17 protein-coding genes are annotated in these 18,172 nt (G+C 68.8%); 14 read left to right on the top strand and 3 right to left on the bottom strand.

All coding sequences use genetic code 11. From position 1 onward, the window contains the following. The first annotated feature begins 253 nt into the window (after nucleotides 1-253). A complete protein-coding gene (locus T8T21_RS18960) occupies nucleotides 254-655 on the top strand; it encodes an acyl-CoA thioesterase (protein ID WP_322338016.1) in 402 nt (133 codons plus the stop codon). Between the two features lie 132 nt (nucleotides 656-787). On the opposite strand, the gene T8T21_RS18955 is transcribed toward T8T21_RS18960, so the two are convergent. Beyond that, nucleotides 788-1,501 carry a GntR family transcriptional regulator gene (locus T8T21_RS18955; RefSeq protein ID WP_322338173.1) on the bottom strand — a complete coding sequence of 238 codons (714 nt, stop codon included), beginning with the start codon at nucleotides 1,499-1,501 and terminating at the stop codon, nucleotides 788-790. 101 nt (nucleotides 1,502-1,602) lie between these two features. On the opposite strand from T8T21_RS18955, the gene uxuA reads away from it, so the two are divergent. The 8 genes from uxuA to T8T21_RS18915 all read left to right on the top strand — a co-directional run bounded on the left by uxuA (nucleotide 1,603) and on the right by T8T21_RS18915 (nucleotide 9,213). Continuing rightward, on the top strand, nucleotides 1,603-2,820 hold the full coding sequence (gene uxuA / locus T8T21_RS18950; protein ID WP_322338172.1) for a mannonate dehydratase: 1,218 nt from the start codon (nucleotides 1,603-1,605) through the stop codon (nucleotides 2,818-2,820). A gap of 136 nt (nucleotides 2,821-2,956) precedes the next feature. After that, nucleotides 2,957-4,000 (top strand): histone deacetylase family protein, encoded by a 1,044-nt coding sequence (locus tag T8T21_RS18945; protein WP_322338171.1) that lies wholly within the window; start codon nucleotides 2,957-2,959, stop codon nucleotides 3,998-4,000. A gap of 356 nt (nucleotides 4,001-4,356) precedes the next feature. Further along, nucleotides 4,357-4,761, top strand: coding sequence for a CopG family transcriptional regulator (locus T8T21_RS18940; protein ID WP_322338170.1), 405 nt, complete (start codon nucleotides 4,357-4,359; stop codon nucleotides 4,759-4,761). 32 nt (nucleotides 4,762-4,793) lie between these two features. Beyond that, nucleotides 4,794-6,041, top strand: a complete 1,248-nt coding sequence (locus tag T8T21_RS18935; RefSeq protein ID WP_322338169.1) for an extracellular catalytic domain type 1 short-chain-length polyhydroxyalkanoate depolymerase — start codon at nucleotides 4,794-4,796, stop codon at nucleotides 6,039-6,041. A gap of 392 nt (nucleotides 6,042-6,433) precedes the next feature. After that, a complete protein-coding gene (locus T8T21_RS18930; protein ID WP_322338168.1) occupies nucleotides 6,434-7,435 on the top strand; it encodes an ABC transporter substrate-binding protein in 1,002 nt (333 codons plus the stop codon). Then, nucleotides 7,432-8,202: an ABC transporter permease gene (locus T8T21_RS18925; RefSeq protein WP_322338167.1), complete on the top strand. Its 771-nt coding sequence runs from the start codon at nucleotides 7,432-7,434 to the stop codon at nucleotides 8,200-8,202. The genes T8T21_RS18930 and T8T21_RS18925 overlap by 4 nt, the downstream gene beginning before the upstream one ends. After that, nucleotides 8,187-8,918, top strand: a complete 732-nt coding sequence (locus tag T8T21_RS18920; protein WP_322338166.1) for an ABC transporter ATP-binding protein — start codon at nucleotides 8,187-8,189, stop codon at nucleotides 8,916-8,918. Before T8T21_RS18925 ends, T8T21_RS18920 begins: the two co-directional genes overlap by 16 nt. A 1-nt stretch (nucleotide 8,919) precedes the next feature. Further along, complete coding sequence (locus T8T21_RS18915) at nucleotides 8,920-9,213, top strand: DsrE family protein (RefSeq protein ID WP_322338165.1); 294 nt, start codon at nucleotides 8,920-8,922, stop codon at nucleotides 9,211-9,213. 73 nt (nucleotides 9,214-9,286) lie between these two features. Here T8T21_RS18915 and T8T21_RS18910 read toward each other — a convergent pair whose 3' ends face one another. Together T8T21_RS18910 and T8T21_RS18905 are read right to left on the bottom strand one after the other, a co-directional pair. Then, nucleotides 9,287-10,507, bottom strand: coding sequence for an AGE family epimerase/isomerase (locus tag T8T21_RS18910; protein WP_322338164.1), 1,221 nt, complete (start codon nucleotides 10,505-10,507; stop codon nucleotides 9,287-9,289). A gap of 19 nt (nucleotides 10,508-10,526) precedes the next feature. Further along, nucleotides 10,527-11,537, bottom strand: a complete 1,011-nt coding sequence (locus tag T8T21_RS18905) for a LacI family DNA-binding transcriptional regulator (RefSeq protein ID WP_322338163.1) — start codon at nucleotides 11,535-11,537, stop codon at nucleotides 10,527-10,529. A 125-nt stretch (nucleotides 11,538-11,662) separates the two neighbouring features. On the opposite strand from T8T21_RS18905, the gene T8T21_RS18900 reads away from it, so the two are divergent. From T8T21_RS18900 to T8T21_RS18880, 5 genes are all read left to right on the top strand, one after another. Next, nucleotides 11,663-12,940 (top strand): glycerate kinase type-2 family protein, encoded by a 1,278-nt coding sequence (locus T8T21_RS18900; protein WP_322338162.1) that lies wholly within the window; start codon nucleotides 11,663-11,665, stop codon nucleotides 12,938-12,940. A gap of 153 nt (nucleotides 12,941-13,093) precedes the next feature. After that, nucleotides 13,094-14,200, top strand: coding sequence for a LacI family DNA-binding transcriptional regulator (locus tag T8T21_RS18895; protein WP_322338161.1), 1,107 nt, complete (start codon nucleotides 13,094-13,096; stop codon nucleotides 14,198-14,200). A 23-nt stretch (nucleotides 14,201-14,223) separates the two neighbouring features. Next, nucleotides 14,224-15,570 carry an ABC transporter substrate-binding protein gene (locus T8T21_RS18890; RefSeq protein WP_322338160.1) on the top strand — a complete coding sequence of 449 codons (1,347 nt, stop codon included), beginning with the start codon at nucleotides 14,224-14,226 and terminating at the stop codon, nucleotides 15,568-15,570. 88 nt (nucleotides 15,571-15,658) lie between these two features. Beyond that, nucleotides 15,659-16,963 (top strand): sugar ABC transporter permease, encoded by a 1,305-nt coding sequence (locus T8T21_RS18885; protein ID WP_322338159.1) that lies wholly within the window; start codon nucleotides 15,659-15,661, stop codon nucleotides 16,961-16,963. Then, nucleotides 16,960-18,168: a carbohydrate ABC transporter permease gene (locus T8T21_RS18880; RefSeq protein ID WP_322338158.1), complete on the top strand. Its 1,209-nt coding sequence runs from the start codon at nucleotides 16,960-16,962 to the stop codon at nucleotides 18,166-18,168. Before T8T21_RS18885 ends, T8T21_RS18880 begins: the two co-directional genes overlap by 4 nt. The last annotated feature ends 4 nt before the right edge of the window (nucleotides 18,169-18,172 follow it).

The following is an 18,172-nucleotide window of genomic DNA, read 5'->3' as shown; positions in this document are numbered from 1 at the left end:
ACTTGGCCTAGATCGATGTATTGGTCATATTCACGGTTCGTGATGTTCGGACGCAGTCCTCGACACCCCTGACCAGCCGCTCCGAATAGGTTGCAGCGGTGCTGAGAAGATCGCCTGCAACGCTCTACCACTGCATGGATTTCCTCGTTTTCGGTGCATTGCCTGCGGTTGAAACAACGGCTGGGGATCTCCGATTGAATTCCATGGCCCGGTGCGCTTGCCTCGTAGGGGAAGTGACAGGGAAGGGCGCAGAATGGTCGAAATTCGGAGCAGTTCCGGCAAGCGCCCCGAAGGGGATCTGGTGATCCGCACCATCGCCATGCCGGCGGACACCAACCCGGCGGGCGACATCTTCGGCGGCTGGCTGATGGCGCAGATGGACCTCGCGGCCGGCAATCTCGCTGCCGCCCGTTCGCGCGGACGCAACGCCACCGTGGCGGTCGACGGCATGCAGTTCCTGCGCCCGGTCAAAGTCGGCGACGAGGTGACGCTCTATGCGCGGCTGCAATCAACCGGCCGCAGCTCGATGAAGATCCGGGTCGAGGCCTGGGCGCGCAATCGCTTCTCCATGGAGAGCTTTCCCGTGACCGAAGCCGAGTTCGTCTTCGTCGCGCTCGACGCCGAAGGCCGCTCGCGCGCCCTGCCGGAGGATTGAGGCGGGCTATGCGGCCCTCTGCTCCTGTCGGGCGCACCAGATCCTAACCGTGCTGCCGGCAGGAGCGCTCGCCGCGCGGCGCTTCACTTATTCAACTTCAGGGCAAGGGAGATCGGCGCGGGCTCGGACACCTCATGACCGACCAGACCTGGGCATCTCCGCGATAAAGAAGTCGGGATGGGCCTGCGCGATCTTCGGGAGGTCCTCAAGCACCCCGCGGAGATGGGCCCGCAGCGCCGTCTCGGCGGAATCGGGGTCATGCGCAGCGATCGCATCGACGATGGCGCAGTGCTGGCTGACCAGCCGGTCGACCGGAAACTCCGCCGCCGTGAGATGCCGCACCCGGTCCATGTGCATCTTGATCGGCTGGAGATAGCTCCAGGCGTCGGCCCGGTCGGCGATCCGCGCGAGGGTGGCGTGGAACAGCTCGTCGAGTTCGACGAAGCTGCTGCCGGCATGCGATGCGATCTCTGTCTGCCGCGCCATCTGGCGCTTCAACTCGGCCACGGCCTCTGCATCGGCGCGCTCCGCCGCCAGTCGTGCGATATCGGCTTCGATCGCCTCGCGAATGAAGCGCGAGGTCTCGACCTCCGCCAGGTCGATCTTGCGCACGAAGGTGCCGCGCTGGGGCCGGACCTCGACGAGCTTTTCCCCGGCGAGCCGGATGAACGCCTCGCGCACCGGCTGGCGCGACAGCCCGTAGGCGGTGGCGATGTCCTGCTCGGAGAGCCGCGTTCCCGGCGCCAGTTCACCGACGACTATGCGCTCACGCAGGCTCGTGATGAGTTGGAGGCCGACCGGCATCATGGCGTCGAGGGCAAAACGGTGGGGCTGGGTTTCTGTCATAGGCTCTCTTTTGTTATGCCTCACAGCTAATGCATACTACCATACTTGTAAACTTCCAGACTGCAGACTACGGTCCGTCGCATACCGAGGAGCAGAGCATCATGCGGCAAACCTGGCGCTGGTTCGGACCGAAGGACGGGGTCGGCATCGACGACATGATGCAGGCAGGGGTCGAAGGCGTCGTCTCGGCGCTGCACCACGTGCCCACCGGTGATATCTGGACGCCGAAGCAAATCGCGCAGCGGCAACGCGAGATCGCGACGCGCGCCGATGGCAGCCCCTCCGGCCTCGCCTGGGAGGTGGTCGAGAGCCTATCGGTATCCGAGGATATCAAGAAGCAGACCGGCGACTGGCGCGCGCATCTCGCGGCCTACAAGCAGAGCATGGGGAACCTCGCCGCCGCCGGGCTCGAGGTGATCTGCTACAACTTCATGCCGGTGCTGGACTGGACCCGCACCGATCTGGCCTACCGCGTCGCCCATGGCGGCACGGCGATGCGCTTCGACCTGCACGACTTCGCGGCCTTCGACATCCATATCCTGAAGCGGCCCGGCGCGGCTGAGAGCTTTCCCGACGGCGTGGCCGAGATCGCGGCGGAGCGTTTCGCGCGGATGGACGACGCGGCGCGGCGGGCGCTCACGACCAATGTCGTGTTCGGATTGCCGGGCGCGGCGGAGCATTTCACGCTCGAGGATGTGCGGGGCCATCTGGCCGATTATGCCGACATGTCGGCCGACAGGCTGCGCGGCCACCTCATCGATTTCCTGTCGGAAGTCGCGCCCGTGGCCGAGCGGCTGGGGCTCAGGCTCTGCTGCCACCCCGACGATCCGCCGTTTCCGCTCTTGGGCCTGCCGCGCGTGATGTCGACCGAGGCCGATTACCGCGCCTTAATGGAGGCGGTGGATCTGCGCGCCAATGGCATCACGCTGTGCTCCGGCTCGCTCGGCGCGCGGGCCGACAACGACATTCCCGGCATGATGGCGCGGCTCGGCGACCGGGTGCATTTCCTGCACATGCGCAACGTGACCCGCGAAAGCGAAGGCACCCCTTGCTCGTTCCACGAGGCCGAGCATCTGGGCGGCGACACCGACATGGTGGCGTTCATCGCGGCGGTGCTGCGCGAGGAAGCGCGGCGCCGGGCCGAGGGCCGCGCCGACGTCTCCATCCCGTTCCGGCCCGATCACGGGCAGGACATCCTCGACGACCTGAAGCGCCGCACCCAGCCCGGCTACCCGGCGATCGGACGGCTGAAGGGGCTGGCCGAACTTCGCGGCGTCATGACCGCGCTCGACCATCCCGTGCATGGGCTGACGCCATGACCGGGTTGTCCCGGTCCGGCGACCCGGCTCTACATTGGCACCGGACGGGTTGGATTTTCGCCCAATGATCTGCAAGCGTGGCGGCACGGCGTCATTCGACGCCCGAGCCCGCCGCGCGACAGGAGGACCGGCCCGCATGAAATGCTTCCACGCCCCCGAGACCATGGATCACGACCCGGAGTTCCGCCTCACCCATGGGCGTGTCGCGCGCAATGCCGAACGGGCGGAGCGCGGGCGGCTCCTGCTCGCCGGTCTCGACCGGCTGGGGCTTGCGACGCAGGCGCCGCCTGCCTGCGCGGCGAGCGATCTGACGGCGGTGCACACGCCGGAGTTCGTGGCCTTTCTCGAAACCGCCTGGACGGAATGGCAGGAACTGCCGAATGCCGGGCCCGAGGTTGTGCCCAACACCCATCCGCAAAAGCACCGCGCCAGCTATCCGCGCCATATCCTGGGGCGCGCGGGCTGGCACCTCGCCGACCCCTCCGCGCCGATAGGCGAACACAGCTGGATCGCCACGCGCCGCGCGGCCGATTGCGCCGTCGCCGCCGCGCAGGCGGTGCTGGACGGCGAACCCATGGCCTATGCGCTGTGCCGTCCCCCGGGGCATCATTCGGATGCCGACAGCGCTTCGGGGCATTGTCTCCTGAACAACGCGGCCATCGCCGCCGCCTATCTGCGCCGAAAGCACGACCGGGTCGCCATCCTCGACATCGACGTGCATCACGGCAATGGCACGCAGGCGATCTTCTACGACCGCGCCGACGTGCTGACGGTTTCGATCCACGCCGACCCGATGGATTACTACCCGTTCTTCAACGGCCATGCCCATGAGACGGGGCAGGGGGAAGGCGAGGGTTTCAACCTCAACATCGTCCTTGCGCGCGACAGCGGCGATGCGCCGTGGCACGAGGCCATCCGCCGCGGGCTCGACCGGATCGCCGAATTCGCCCCCGGCGCGATGGTGCTCTCGCTCGGCCTCGACGCGCACGAGAACGACCCGCTGCGCGGGCTGGCGGTGACGACCGAGGGCTTCCGCGTCGCGGGTCGGATGATTGCCGAGGCGGGCCTGCCCTTCGCGATGGTCCAAGAGGGCGGTTATCTCTCGGACGACCTCACCGACAACCTCGCTGCCTTCCTCGGTGGCGCGATGGAAGCGGCGGCTCCGGTTCGCACGACCTGACGAGGTGGAGCAGCGCAGCCTGAAAGGCGGCCTCTCCGCCCGCGATATATCCCCCTTCTCGGCGGATGGCATCGTCCCGCAAGGATTGCGGGGCGGGCCGTTTGGCGCGCCGTTTAAACTCCCCGGCCAGGTCACGCGATTTCAGCGGAGGAATACCGGAGTTCGATCTAGAGCGACATGAGCCGCTGGAGCCCGGCTCCCGCCTTAAAACCATGCACGCCAATCCTGCCCGGATGGGTGCCTCTCTCATGCGAATACCGCTCGCATAGTCGTGACGTCACAGCCGACACGCAGTGGTTGCCAATTGCATTAATCCCTCCATATACCATCCATGTGGATGGCGCAGGGAAGTTGGAATGGCCAAGAGGGACAAGACCGCCGAGACCGAGAAGATCACCATAAACCTCGGCCCGGTGGATCTGGGTCGGATCGATCTTCTGGTGCAGGAGGGCTTCTTCACCAATCGGACCGACTTCATCCGGACCGCGATCCGCACGCAGCTGGCGGCGCAGTCCAACGAAATCGACCGCTCCGTGGCCCGGCACCAGCTGGAGATGGGTCTCTACGACTTCCTGCGTGCCGATCTCGAAGCACTGCGTGACCGCGGCGAGATGCTCCATATCCGTGTCGTCGGGCTGGCCCGCTTCGCCCCCGACATCGATCCCGATCTGGCGCGGCAGACCATCGCCTCGCTGACCGTTCTGGGCGCGCTTCAGGCGAGCCCTGCTCTCAAGACCGCTCTGGCGGACAGGATGACGTGATGCCCCGCAGGGGGCCGTGAAAGGACGAGCAGATGAGTTTCGACATGAGCGCCGCGATGAAGCGGGCGTTGGCGGCCGTGCGCGCGCAGGATCCGATGGGCGCCACCCGCGAGATACAGGCCGCGCTGAACGGGACCGCAGGGTCCGAGCGACCGGAGCCGGCGACTGCAGCACAGCCCCGCCTGCCGCGTGCCGCGAAATGGCGGCGCGATCCGCAGGTCGAGGATGCGGAGATCGTCGGTGACGAGGACGCGAGCGAAGGCGGCAAGGGCGAAACCTCCCCGGCCAACTCGCTGTTCGCGCGGTTGAAAGCGCAGATGTCCGGCTGTGCCGATTGCGGCCCGCTTGGCGGCGCGCGGTCCGGATTGCCTACGGGTGCCTTCGCTGGATTGCCGGGGCAGGGCCTGCCGAATGGCGGAGGCGCCTCGCCCGGCTCCACGGCGGTGCCGGAGATGCCCGAAGGGGCGCAGTTCCTGTCGCGCAGCCATAGCTGCGCCCAAGGTACACGCAACTACCGGCTCTACATTCCCTCCTGTGGCGCCGCACAGGTGCAGGGCCTCGTGGTGATGCTGCATGGCTGCACCCAGACGCCGGAGGATTTCGCGCGGGGGACGGGCATGAACGCCGCCGCCGAGGCGGCCGGCTTCGCGGTCGCCTGGCCCGAGCAGACCCGCGAGTACAACATGATGGCGTGCTGGAACTGGTTCGAGGCAGGGCATCAGCGGGCCGCGCAGGGGGAGCCCGCGATCCTGGCCGGGCTGACGGAGGCGCTGCGCGCCGAATTCGGCCTCGGGCCGAAGCGCTGCTTCGTGGCCGGGCTGTCGGCGGGTGGTGCGATGGCGGCGATCCTGGCCGAGACGCATCCCGACCTCTTCGGGGCGATCGGGGTGCATTCCGGACTGCCGGCGGGTGCCGCGCAGGACATGGTGTCGGCATTTTCCGCGATGCGGGGGCAGGGCTCGGCGGGCCGCGCCGCCGCCGCCACGGGGCCGCGACTGATCGTCATCCACGGCGATTCCGACCGCACGGTCGACATCTCCAACGCGCAGCGGATCCTCGGATCGCAGGGCGAGGACGCCGCGCCAGTCGAAGACGCGTCTGCGCGCCCCTATCGCCGCAGGCTCCACAAGGACGCGGAGGGCAGGGTCCGGGCCGAGAGCTGGATCGTGTCCGGCGGGGGCCATGCCTGGTCCGGCGGAAGCTCTGCCGGCACCTATACCGACCCGCAGGGGCCCGACGCGTCGAAGGCCATGATCCGGTTCTTCCTGCAAGACGACTGACCGAGAACCGGCGCAGGTCGGAGGGCGCGGCGATGCAACGGCATCCCGCGTCCTTCGACTGCCGCGCCGAGATGGCCCTCGCCCCGAAAGACCGGCATTTCATGGCAGCCCGGTGTCGGAACAGCCGCGACGCGCAGCCTATCCCCGACCGGTTCGGCGTGGCGCGATTCCGGCAAATTCAATGCGTGGCCGATCGGGCCGCGGGCGAGGGGCAGTGCCGCGCGCACTTCCGCATCTCGGACGGGAATTGCCTTCTCATTCCTGGGCGCGGTGCGGAACACATGGTCTTTCCGGCAAGGCGCGCGAAGACGGCCTTCCCTTTTCTCGGGCCCCTCCTCCCGCCGGTCGCTTGGCCGGGCTAAGTCACTGCCACACCAGCGCGAGGCCCCGAGATGAAGACCGCAATCACCACCCTTTTCGCCGCCAGCCTGGCAGCAGCCCCCGTGCTGGCGCAGGACACCGAGATCGAGATCGGCTACATGCCGATCCTGCCGGTGTCGCAGCTCTTCGTGGCGCTGGAGAACGGCGCTCTCGACGAGGCCGGGCTCTCCACCGAACTGGTCGAGTTCCAGAACGGCCCGGCCATGGTGCAGGCGCTGCTCGCCGGTCAGCTCGACGTCGCCTATCTCGGCATCGGTCCCGCCATGGTGGCGCGCGGCCGCGGTGCCGACATCAAGGTCGTCGCCTCCAACATCGTCGAGCAGATCTCGCTCGTCGCCCTGCCGCCGCTGGCGATGGATTTCGAGGGCAACGACGCCGCGGCGGCCTTCGAAGCCTTCGCCGCGCGGGAAGGCCGCAAGCCGGTGATCTCGACCTTCCCGACCGGCTCGGTACCCGAGACCGTGCTGCAGTACTGGCTGCGCGAAGAGGCCGGGATCGATCCCGACCTGATCGAGATCATCCATCAGGGCACGGCGCAGGTGCAGCAGGCGCTGCTGACCGGCGCCGTGGATGGCGCCGCGATCCTCGAGCCGGTCGTCTCGACGACGCTGGCCCGCGTCGAGGGCGCGGTGGTGGTGGCGGCCGGGGCGGAGATGTTCCCCGACCAGCCGGGCGCGGTGCTTGCGGTGCGCGAGGGGCTTCTCGAGCAGTCGCCCGAGGCGGTCGAGGCCCTCGTCGCCGCCCATATCGCCGCGACCGAGCAGCTCGCCAACGATCCGGCGGCGACCGCGCCGATGGTGGCCAAGCATGTCGGCGGCGGCCGTCTCGACCCGGCCGTGGTCGAGGCCGCGATCACCCGCTCCTCGGACCAGTTCGTCGCTGATCCGAACCGCATCGTCGAGGGCACCCGCGCGATGCACGACTTCCAGATCGAGCTCGGCACGCTGGCGCAGCCGGTCGATCTCGACGCGCTGTTCGACCTCGACGTCTTCGAGCGCGCAGCCGCACGATGAGCACCGCCGCGCCGCGCGGGATGCGGCGGGCCGTGTATGGCGCCGCCGGTCTCGTCGCCTTCATCGCGCTGTGGAAGGCGGCGGGCAGCTTCGGCTGGACCTCGCCCGGCACCATGCCCGACCCATTCCTCGTGCCGGCCGCGATCCGGGACGAGATCGCCTCCGGGCGGCTGATGCCCGCGATCGGCTCCTCGCTGATCCACTATGTCTGGGGGCTGACCCTCGGGTCGGTGCTGGGCGTGGCTGTCGGCCTCGCCACCGCCACCATGCCGAGACTCGACGCCGCGCATGCCTGGCTGGCGCGGATCCTGCGGCCGATCCCGCCGCTGGCCTGGGTGGTCTTTGCCATCGCCTGGTTCAAGGTGAGCCATGCGGGCGCGGCCTTCGTGATCTCGATCGGCGTGTTCTGGGTGAACTACTTCGCCACCTATGCCGCCGTGCGCAACGTCGATCCGCGCTACCACGAGCTGGCCCGCGCCTTCGGCCAGGGCGCCTATTTCAAGCGGCACCGCTCGGTGACCCTGCCCGCCGCCTCGCCGGGCATCCTGTCGGGGCTGCGCACCGGCGTCGGCCAGGCCTGGATGACGCTGATCGCGGCCGAGCTTCTGGGCGTGCCCGGCATGGGCCAGGAAATGAACGCCGCCGCCGGTGTCGGCGCCTACGAGGCGGTGGTGGTCTACATGCTGGCGATCTCGGTGGTCTACACGCTCTCCGACGCGCTGTTTTCGCTGATCGAGGGGAGGCTGCTCGCATGGCGCCCGTCCTGACCGCCCGCGGGCTCACCCTGCGTTTCCCCGGCGCCGAGAGACCGACGCTCGAAAGCTTCGATCTCGACATCGAGAAGGGCGGCTTCGTCTCGCTTGTCGGCGGCTCTGGCGTCGGCAAGTCGACGCTGCTGCGCGCCATCGCCGGGCTGCTGCCCCCCGATGCCGGGGCCATCGATCTCACCAGCCCCGAGCGGCCTGGCCAGCGCCGGCGCGCCATCGTGTTTCAGGATGGCCGGCTGCTGCCGTGGCGGACGCTCCGGCGCAACGTCGAATACGGGCTCGAAGGGCTCTCGCTCACCGCGAAGGAACGCCGCGAGCGGGTCGACGAGGTGCTGCAACTGACCCGGATGGAGCATCTGGCCGATCGCTACCCGCACCAACTTTCCGGCGGGCAGGTGCAGCGCGGCGGCATCGCGCGGGCCTTGGTGGTGCGCCCCGACGTGCTGCTGATGGACGAGCCCTTCTCGGCCGTGGACGCGCTGACGCGCGGCGCGCTGCAGGACGAATTGCTGCGGATCTGGTCGGCCTCCGGTGCTGCGATCCTGTTCGTGACGCATGACATCGCCGAGGCGGCGCTGCTCAGCGAGCGCGTCATCGTCCTTTCCGGCCAGCCTGCCCGCATCGCTCTCGACCGCAGCGTCGCGCTGCCGCTGCAGGATCGCCGCGAAGATCCGGGCTTCGTGCCGCTCGTCACCGACATCCAGGAGGCCCTGTGACATGGTCCTGCGACTACTGATCCACGCCCCCACCCCGGCCGCGCTCGCGCGGGCCCGATCCAACGCCCGCAACCTGCTGCGCGCCGATCCCACCGCCGAGGTCGAGATCGTGGCCAATGCCGGTGCCGTGCCCGCCGCGCTCGAATCCGGCGAGCTGGAGCCGCCGCTCCTGCTTTGCGGCAACACGCTGGCCGCGCAGGATCTCACCGCTCCGCAATCGGCGCGCATCGTTCCCGCCGCCGTACTTCACATCGCGACGCGGCAGCACGAAGGCTGGGCATATATGCGGGCCTGAGGCTTCGGCATCGCACGGCCCCGCGCATCGAAGCGGGGGACCCGTGCGACGAAACGGCGCCGCCTGCCTGACCCTATCCGGCCGGTTTGGGCGGCTGCGCGAATGGGCTGCCGGTCAGCGGATGCAGCGGGATGATGCAGGCCTGCAGCGCGTGGTAGAGATCCGGCTTCCCGAAGAACGGGTCCGAGGACGGCCGACCATCGGCGTCGATCTGCGGGTGCCAGCCGCCATGTTCGCGGTCGATCAGGTGCAACGCGGCGAAGTCCCAGAAACGGCGGTACCACTCCTCGTAGACGGGATCGCCGTCGAGTTCGGAGAGCGCATGGGCCGCGCCGATGCCCTCGCAGACCGGCCACCAGTAGCGCTCGGAAATGGCGGGGCGGTCGTCCCAGCCCAGCGTGTAGTAGAGCCCGCCCTTTTCCCGGTCCCAGCCATCCGTCACCGCGCGATCGAACAGGGCGCGGGCCGCCTCGGGCGCCCAGTCGAGCCTGCGGTCACCGGTTTCGTAGAGTTGGACCAGGAGCCGCGCCCATTCGAGCGAATGGCCCGGCGTCAGCCCGGCGGGGCGGAACATCGGATCGCCGTCATAGCCGTGATCGACGCTCCAATCGGCGTGGAAGTGCTCGGCCAGCCGCCAACCGTTCTCGCGCGCGCGGCGGTTGACGATCAGCTCGGCGATCCGATCGGCCATGCGCAGATGCTCCGCGTCGCCGGTGGCCTCGAAGGCGGCCATCAGTGCCTCGGTCAGGTGCATGTTGCAGTTCTGGCCGCGATAGGGCTCGATCTCGCGCCACTCGGCGTCGAAGCCCTCGCGGATCGCGCCGGCATCCTCCTCCCAGAACCTGTCCCGGATCACCCCGGTCACGTCATCCAGCAGCCCCTGCGCATCCGGGTGCCCGGCCTTCTTCGCGCTGGCGGCGGCGAGCAGGACGAAGGCGTGGCCATACCCCGTCAGGCGCGGATCCGGCACGTCCCGAGAGGTGACGCCCCAGGCATATCCACCATTTGGCTGGCGGTGCCGTTCGCGCAGGAAACGCAAGCCGTGATCGACGATCGTCATCGCCCCGGGGCGGCCCATCTGCGCGGCGAGGGCATAGCAATGCACCATGCGCGTGGTGACGTGGATCTCGCGCAGGCTTTCCTCGCGGATGGCGCGGCCTTGCGCGTCGAGCGGAAAGAAGCCGCCCTCGGGGTCGATGCTCTCGGTCTCGAACAGGCGCAGCAGGTCGTCCGCCTCGCGGGCAAGCCATTGGCGGTGGTCGGGCCGGTCGGTCCAGCGGGGGGCGAGTGTCATGACGGCGTCTCCGGAAAGGTCATCGGGGCAGGGGCGGCGCGGTGGTGGCGCGCAGGACCAACGAGGCATCGAGGTCCTGATGAACAGGGGCGGCGGCGGGGTCGGCCAGCCGCGCGAGAAGCCGCTCGGCCAGATGCTGACCGAGCTCGTAAGGCGCGATCGAAAGGGTGGTGAGCGCCGGGGTGGCCAGCGCCGCGTCGGCGACGTCGTCGAAGCCGATCACCGAAACCTCCCGCCCCGGCGTTTCGCCGCGCCGGTGCAGTCCGAGGCAGGCGCCGAGCGCGACCATGTCGCCATTGCACACGATCGCCGTCACCTCCGGATGCGCATCGCGCAGCTCAAGCATGGCGGCGAGGCCGCCGGCCTTGCTGTCCTCGCAAGCAAGCACCAGCGGCGCGCCGAGGCCATGCGCCGCGAGGGCCGCGGCATAGCCCGCGATCCGCTCGGCGCGCGGGGCGCGCGGCGAGGTGCCGCCGAGATAGGCGATGCGGCGATGGCCAAGCTCGACCAGGTGGTCGACGGCGCGACCGAGCGCCGCCGCGTTGCGCAGCCCGACATGGTCGAAGCGCTCCGCGACCCGGTGCAGGAAGGTGACCACCGGCAGGCGCTGCGCCACGAGGAGGTCGAGAGTGGCGGCGTCGGTGCCGCTGGCCGGGACCCAGATCAGACCGCCGCGCATACTGGCGATCAGGGCGCGCAGGTTGCGGCCCTCCCGCTCCGCATCGTCGCGGGAATCGAGCACCGAGACGAGGTGGTCGGCCCGCTCCAGCCGGTCGCTCACGCCGCTGACGACCTCGGCGTTGAACGGGTTGGCGAGGTGGTGCAGCACCAGCCCGATCTCGCGGTTCTCGCCGGAGCGCAGCGCGGCGGCGCGACCGTCGGGGAGGTAGTTCATTTCCTCTACCGCCGCGAGCACCTTGTCCCGCGTCTGCGGCGATATCCGTCCCGTGCCGCGCAGCACTTGGCTGACCGTCGCGGTCGAGACGCCGGCCGCGGCGGCGACCGTGCTGAGCTTGGGTCTGTGCGCCATGTTCCGTGTTCCGCCCGCGCAGCTAGTGCTTTCCAGTCGCGTGATACAACGTTATACCTCGGCCGCGCAACGTCTGTCTGCCGAAACGGCGTCGCAATCGATCCCGTCGGCGAGGAGGACACCGCATGACATCCGTTCCGCAGCCCGCCAGCGTTCCGCGCGGCTTTCTCGAAGCGCTGTTCGGCGCTGCCGTCGCGCGGGCCGATCCGATGGAGGTGATGGCCGATCACCTGCCACCGCGACCTGAAGGGCGGCTGCTGGTGATCGGGGCGGGCAAGGCCAGCGCCCGCATGGCCGAGGCGGTGGAGGCGGTTTATGGCCCCTGCGAGGGGCTGGTCCTGACGCGCTATGGCTATGCGCGGCCCTGCAAGGGCATCGAGATCGTCGAGGCGGCGCATCCGGTGCCGGACCGGGCCGGGCTCGAAGCGACGGCGCGGCTCCTCGACATGCTGGCGGGTCTGGGACCGGAGGATCATGTGCTGGCGCTGATCTCGGGCGGTGGCTCTGCCCTGCTTTGCGCGCCGCCCGAGGGAATGACGCTGCAGGACAAGCAGGCGGTGAACGAGGCGCTGCTGTCATCGGGTGCGCCGATCTCGGCGATGAACGTGGTGCGCAAGCAGCTGAGCCGCGTGAAGGGCGGACGGCTCGGCGCAGCCTGCGCTCCGGCGCGGCTCATGACGCTGGTGATTTCGGACGTCCCCGGCGACGATCCCTCGGAGATCGCCTCCGGGCCCACCGTGGCCGACACCAGCAAGCCCGAGCAGGCGCTCCACATCATCGAGCGCTGGAACATCGCCGTCCCGGATTCGGCGCGCGCGGCGCTGGCGGCCGGAACCGACCCGGTGCGGCCCGGCGACCCCCGGCTGGCCCGCTCCGAGACCCGGATCGTTGCCGCACCGTCGCAATCGCTCGAGGCGGCGGCGGCTTTGGCGCGTCAGGCGGGCTGCGAGGTACGACTGTTGGGCGACGCGCTTGAAGGGGAAGCGCGCGACCTCGCGCGGGAACAGGTACGCATGGCGCGCGAAATCGAAGATACGATGACGCCGGACAGCGCGCCGGTTCTGCTCCTGTCGGGCGGCGAATGCACGGTGACCCGCCGCGGCAAGGGGCGGGGCGGCCCGAATGCCGAGTTCGCGCTGGCCGCGGCGATCGCGCTGGAGGGCGATCCGCGGATCCATGTTCTGGCCTGCGACACGGATGGGGTCGACGGCGCGGACGAAGTCGCCGGGGCCTGCGTCGGGCCGGATACCCTGGCCAAGGCAGGACGGGAGGCGGCGGAAGCCGCGCTCACGGACAACGACGCGCATGGCTTCTTTGCCCGCGTGAACGCGCAGGTCGTGACCGGGCCGACCCTGACCAATGTCAATGATTTCAGGGCCTTGCTCATCCTTCCTCAAGGCTGAGGAACGGAGCCTCAAAGATAGCACAAGGACCGGCGGTTCACGACTGCCGGTCTTTCCATGCGGCGCTGCAGCGTCGAAATTTCCCTGCTTTAACGAAATACCAATTGCCGAAACCGGTTTCGGAACCGAGCTTCGAATCAAGGGAGATTCGAAGTGACCAAGGCAATCCATGATCGTGGGGAGGGCGAGGCGCAGCCGGGGCGGGTGACGATCACCGCGCTCTCGGCGGCTCTGGGGCTCAGCAAGAGCACCGTGAGCCGTGCGCTGAACGGCTATCCCGACATTTCAGAGCGGACCCGTCTCAGGGTGCGCCGGGGCGCCGAAACCATGGGCTACCGCCCGCTCAGCCACGCGCAGGCGATCCGGACCGGCCGGGTGCGGGCGCTCGGGCTGGTGGTGCAGATCGGCGATCACGACGCGCAGCGCCCGTTTCTCGCGGATTTCCTCGCAGGCATCTCCGTGGCCGCCAGCGCCGAGGGCTGGACCCTCACCGTGGCCACGGCCGACAGCGAAGCCGACGCGGTCCGCACCATGGAGCAGCTGGTCGAGGACCGGAAGGCCGACGGCTTCATCCTGCCGCGCACCCTGTCGCATGACGCCCGCGTGGCGCTGCTGCGCGCACGGGGCGTGCCATTCGTGATGTTCGGCCGCACCGCCGATCCCGAGGGCTGCGCCTGGTTCGACATCCTCGGCGAGGCGGCGATGCGCGACGCGGTGCTGCATCTCGCCGGTCTCGGCCACCGGCGGATCGCCTTCGTCAATGGCGGCACGGCCTACAACTACAGCCGCCTGCGCCTTCAGGGCTACCGCGACGGCCTCGACGCGGCCGGCCTGCCGGAGGATCCGGAGCTGATCCGCGGCGGCGCGCTCAACACCGATGACGGCGCGCGGGAAACGCGCGCGCTTCTGGCGCTGCCGCAGCCGCCCACGGCGGTGGTGTTCGCGGTCGATCACGCGGCTCTCGGCCTCTACCGGGCCTGCGCCGAACGGGGGCTCGCGGTTGGCCGCGACGTCTCGGTGATCAGCTATGACGGCGTGCCGGACGGCGCGCATGTGCAACCGCCGCTGTCTTCCTTCACGGTCGACACCCGCGCGGCGGGGCACCGGCTCGCGGAACTGCTGATCGACCGCATCCGCGGCGCCGCCCCCGAAACCCTGCGCGAGACCGCCCGCGCCGCTTTCGCGGATCGCGGATCGGCCGGTCCGCCGCGGCTGAGTTCCGAGGCGCTGTCGAAGCGCCTCGCCACCGAAACCACATGATTTTCACCAAGGGAGGAGACATCATGACCCACAAGACCCGCCTGATGGCAGGTGCGGCGCTGATCGCGCTGAGCGCCGGGGCCGCACAGGCCGAGAACCTGCGCTTCTGGACCACCGAGGAGCAGCCCGAGCGGCTTGCCGCGCAGCAGGAGCTGGCGGCCGAGTTCGAGGCGGCTTCGGGCCATTCGGTCGAAGTGATCCCGGTCACCGAGAGCGATCTGGGCACCCGCGCCACCGCGGCCTATGCGGCGGGCGACTTGCCGGACGTGATCTATCACACGCTGCAATACGCGTTGCCCTGGGCCGAGGCCGGCATCCTCGACATCGATGCCGCGACCGACGTGATCGAGAACCTCGGCGAGGACACCTTCGCGCCCGGCGCGCTCGAGATGGCGGCGCTCGAAGGCGGCGGCTATGCCAGCGTGCCGGTCGATGGCTGGACCCAGATGATCATCTACCGCAAGGACCTGTTCGAGGAAGCCGGGCTCGAAGCGCCGACCTCCTTCGACGCGGTCCGCACCGCGATCGAGGCGCTGCACAACCCGCCCGAGATGTACGGCTTCGTCGCCGCCACCAAGGTCGACGAGAACTTCATGAGCCAGGTGCTCGAGCATGTCTTCCTCGCCAACGGCGTCTCGCCGGTCGGCCCCGACGGCTTCCAGCCGCTCGATGAGCAGAAGACCACCGAGGTGCTGGAGTTCTACAAGGCCATCGCCGAAGCCTCGCCGCCGGGCGAGCTTTACTGGGACCAGTCGCGCTCGCTCTACTTCTCGGGCGATGCGGCGATGATCATCTGGTCACCCTTCATACTCGACGAGCTTGCCGGCCTGCGCGACAGCAACCCGCCGACCATCAACGACGATCCGACCTCGCCCGAGCTGGCCTCGAAGACCGGCATCGTCACCAACTTCTCCGGCCCCTCGAATTCCGAGGGCGCGGCCTGGGCCGACATCCGCTACTTCGGCATCACCAACGACGCCTCGACCGACGCGGCGATGGAGTTCGTCGAGTTCTCGATGAACGAGGGTTACACCAAGACGCTGTCAATCGCGCCCGAGGGCAAATTCCCGGTGCGGCGCGGCACCGCCGAGAACCCGGAGGAGTTCTCGGAATCCTGGGCCGCCCTTCCGATGGGCGTCGATCGCAAGAAGCCGATGTCCGAGCTCTACGACCAGGAGATGATCGACGAGATCGTCGGCGGGCTCGACGTGGCCAAGCGCTGGGGCGTCGAGGAGGGGCAGCTGGCGCTGGCTTCCAAGATGATCAACTCGCAGGCCATCAACCGCGTGGTGCGCCAGTACATCGATGGCCAGATCGACGCCCCGGCCGCCATCGAGGCGATGAACGACGAGCTGGCCGCGATCCAGTGATCGCGGCCGGGCGGCCCTGCGCGTTCCTCCCCGCGCGGGGCCGCCCGCAAATCCCCATTTCCCATCCGCCATCCGCGAGGACCGGACCATGACCGCCCAGACCCCACGAAGTGGGCCAGTGCCGCTCGGCCAGAGCGCCGAGACGAGCCGGCCCGCCGCGCGCCCCCCAAAGGGCCGTAACCCGCTCGAGCGCCGCGAGGCACGTCTCGCCTGGGGGCTCCTGCTGCCCACCGTCACCGCCGTGACCCTCGTGGTCGTGCTGCCGCTGCTGGCGATCTTCTGGATCAGCGTGAAGCCCGTGGGCCTCGCCGATCTGCGCCCGCCCACCCCGGTGGTCAGCGAGGATCTGCGCGGCCGCCCCGAAGCGGTGGGCGACGACGCCACGCTGCGCTACCGGCTACGCAATTCGAGCCAGGACCAGGTGATCACCGGCGTGGTCCTCACCGACACCCTGCCCGAAGGGCTGGAGTTCGGCGAACTCGACCCGCGCTGCGCGCTCGACGGGCTGGCCCTGACCTGCGAACTCGGCGATTTCGAGGGCGGGCACCGCGAAACCATCGAGATCCCGGTCACCATTGGCCAGGGATTTGCCGATGCCGGGATGGAGCTGCCCGACAGCCCGCCGGGCCTCACCGGCCAGGCCCCCAACGTGCTGACCTCCGGCAATTTCACCTTCGAGAACTTCGCCCGCGTCTTCGACGGCTCCGAGTTCTGGGGCGTGCTGTGGGTGACGCTGGTCTACACCGTCTTCGGCACCATCGGCGCGCTGCTCTTCGGCCTCTTCGCGGCGCTGCTCCTCGACAAGTCGTTCCGGGGGCAAGGGGTGCTGCGCGGCCTCTACCTCTTTCCCTATGTCGCGCCGGTGATCGCGGTGGCCTTCACCTGGATCATCCTGTTCGACCCGTTCTCGGGCTCGGCCAACGCGCTGCTGATCCAGATGGGGGTGACGACCGAGGCGATCAACTTCTTCGGCCAGCGGCCCTTGGCGCTGATCATGGTGATCCTGTTCGAGGTCTGGCGCTACTTCCCGCTGTCCTTCCTGTTCATCCTCGCCCGGATGCAGTCGATCGACACCGACATGTACGAGGCCGCCGACATGGACGGGGCCAGCCCGTTCCAGCAGTTCTGGTACCTGTCGATGCCGCAGCTTCTGGGCATCCTGTCGGTGCTGTTCCTGCTGCGCTTCATCTGGACCTTCAACAAGTTCGACGACATCTTCCTGCTCACCGGCGGCAATGCCGGCACCCGGACCCTCACCGTCAACGTCTACGAACAGGCATTCGCCGTCTCCAACATCGGGGCGGGCGCGGCCGTGGCCGTGGTCATCTTCGGCTGCCTGCTGGTGTTCAGCTTCCTGTTCTTCCGCTTCATCAGCCAGGAGGAGGGGCTATGAGCATGTTCCGTTACGGATATGTCGCGGGGCCGCTCCTGGGCCTTCTCTGGGCACTGGTCATCGCCACCACAACGGCCGTCGTCTTTTCCTTTGCCACGGGCGGCGCCTACCGTCCCGGCGGCATCGGCGCGGGACTTCTGGGGGCCGGTCTCGGCACCCTCGCCGTGGCGATGCCGCGGCTGGCCGGGCCGGTGGGCCTCGCCCTCGGCGCCATCCTCGCCGTCACGCCGGTGGCGGCGGTGGTCACCGGGCCGGACGTCGCGCTCTGGACCGCGCTGCTGGCGGGCGGCGTCGCCGGTGCCGCCATCGGCTGGCCGATCGCGGCGATGATGCAGGGCTGCCGCCCCGGTGCGCTCACCCGGCACGAATTCGAGGCCTCGGTCATCCGTTTCCTGACCGGCTTCGGCTACATCTTCTTCACCGCGATCGTAGCCATCCCCTTCTACGTGATGGTGATGACCTCGCTGAAGAACCAGTCCGAGCTGATCCAGAACCCGCTCGACTTCTCGATCGATCTTTCGAAGGGCTGGGAGCTGTTTCGCAGCTACTCCGAACTGTTCGGCCAGTTCAACTTCGGCAGCTACCTGTGGACCTCGTTCCTGGTCTCGGTGCTCACCGTGATCATCACGCTGATCTTCGCCATTCCCGGCGCCTATGCGGTGGCGCGGCTGCGCTTCGCGGGACGGGCGATGATCTCGCGCTCGATCCTGCTGATCTACATGGTGCCGATGATCGTGCTGGCGCTGCCGATCTACATCGCCTTCTCGATGCTGGGCCTGCGCAACTCGATCTTCGGCATCGTCCTGATCTACCCGGTCACCACGATCCCGGTCGCGCTCTACATGCTGCAGGGCTACTTCCGCGGGCTTCCGGCCGAGATCGAGGAGGCCGGCCTCATGGACGGGCTGTCGCGGCTCAAGGTGATCTGGCAGATCACCCTGCCGCTGTCGATGCCGGCGCTGGCGAGCGTGTCGCTCTACGTCTTCATGATCGCGTGGAACGAGTTCCTGCTGGCCTTCATGCTGCTCGACGACCCGTCGAAATTCACGCTCACCCGCGGCATCGCCGCCCTCAACTCCTCCGAGATCCCGCGCCAGCACCTGATGGCGGGCTCCGTGATCGCGACCGTGCCGATCATGGCGCTGTTCCTCGGGCTCGAACGCTTCATGACCAAAGGCCTCACCGCAGGCTCCGTCAAAGGATGACTTC

The sequence above is a fragment of the Limimaricola variabilis genome, from assembly GCF_034371605.1.
GTDB lineage: Bacteria > Pseudomonadota > Alphaproteobacteria > Rhodobacterales > Rhodobacteraceae > Limimaricola > Limimaricola variabilis.
Note: the sequence above shows the minus strand (reverse complement) of the source record. Positions and strands in the feature narration are given on the sequence as shown.

Coding starts and splice junctions, on each gene's coding strand:
- T8T21_RS18880 (WP_322338158.1), top strand. CDS start 16,960: ATGAGCATGTTCCGTTACGGATATGTCGCGGGGCCGCTCCTGGGCCTT.
- T8T21_RS18885 (WP_322338159.1), top strand. CDS start 15,659: ATGACCGCCCAGACCCCACGAAGTGGGCCAGTGCCGCTCGGCCAGAGC.
- T8T21_RS18900 (WP_322338162.1), top strand. CDS start 11,663: ATGACATCCGTTCCGCAGCCCGCCAGCGTTCCGCGCGGCTTTCTCGAA.
- T8T21_RS18930 (WP_322338168.1), top strand. CDS start 6,434: ATGAAGACCGCAATCACCACCCTTTTCGCCGCCAGCCTGGCAGCAGCC.
- T8T21_RS18955 (WP_322338173.1), bottom strand. CDS start 1,501: ATGACAGAAACCCAGCCCCACCGTTTTGCCCTCGACGCCATGATGCCG.
- T8T21_RS18940 (WP_322338170.1), top strand. CDS start 4,357: ATGGCCAAGAGGGACAAGACCGCCGAGACCGAGAAGATCACCATAAAC.
- T8T21_RS18925 (WP_322338167.1), top strand. CDS start 7,432: ATGAGCACCGCCGCGCCGCGCGGGATGCGGCGGGCCGTGTATGGCGCC.
- T8T21_RS18910 (WP_322338164.1), bottom strand. CDS start 10,507: ATGACACTCGCCCCCCGCTGGACCGACCGGCCCGACCACCGCCAATGG.
- uxuA (WP_322338172.1), top strand. CDS start 1,603: ATGCGGCAAACCTGGCGCTGGTTCGGACCGAAGGACGGGGTCGGCATC.
- T8T21_RS18960 (WP_322338016.1), top strand. CDS start 254: ATGGTCGAAATTCGGAGCAGTTCCGGCAAGCGCCCCGAAGGGGATCTG.
- T8T21_RS18915 (WP_322338165.1), top strand. CDS start 8,920: ATGGTCCTGCGACTACTGATCCACGCCCCCACCCCGGCCGCGCTCGCG.
- T8T21_RS18890 (WP_322338160.1), top strand. CDS start 14,224: ATGACCCACAAGACCCGCCTGATGGCAGGTGCGGCGCTGATCGCGCTG.
- T8T21_RS18935 (WP_322338169.1), top strand. CDS start 4,794: ATGAGTTTCGACATGAGCGCCGCGATGAAGCGGGCGTTGGCGGCCGTG.
- T8T21_RS18905 (WP_322338163.1), bottom strand. CDS start 11,537: ATGGCGCACAGACCCAAGCTCAGCACGGTCGCCGCCGCGGCCGGCGTC.
- T8T21_RS18945 (WP_322338171.1), top strand. CDS start 2,957: ATGAAATGCTTCCACGCCCCCGAGACCATGGATCACGACCCGGAGTTC.
- T8T21_RS18920 (WP_322338166.1), top strand. CDS start 8,187: ATGGCGCCCGTCCTGACCGCCCGCGGGCTCACCCTGCGTTTCCCCGGC.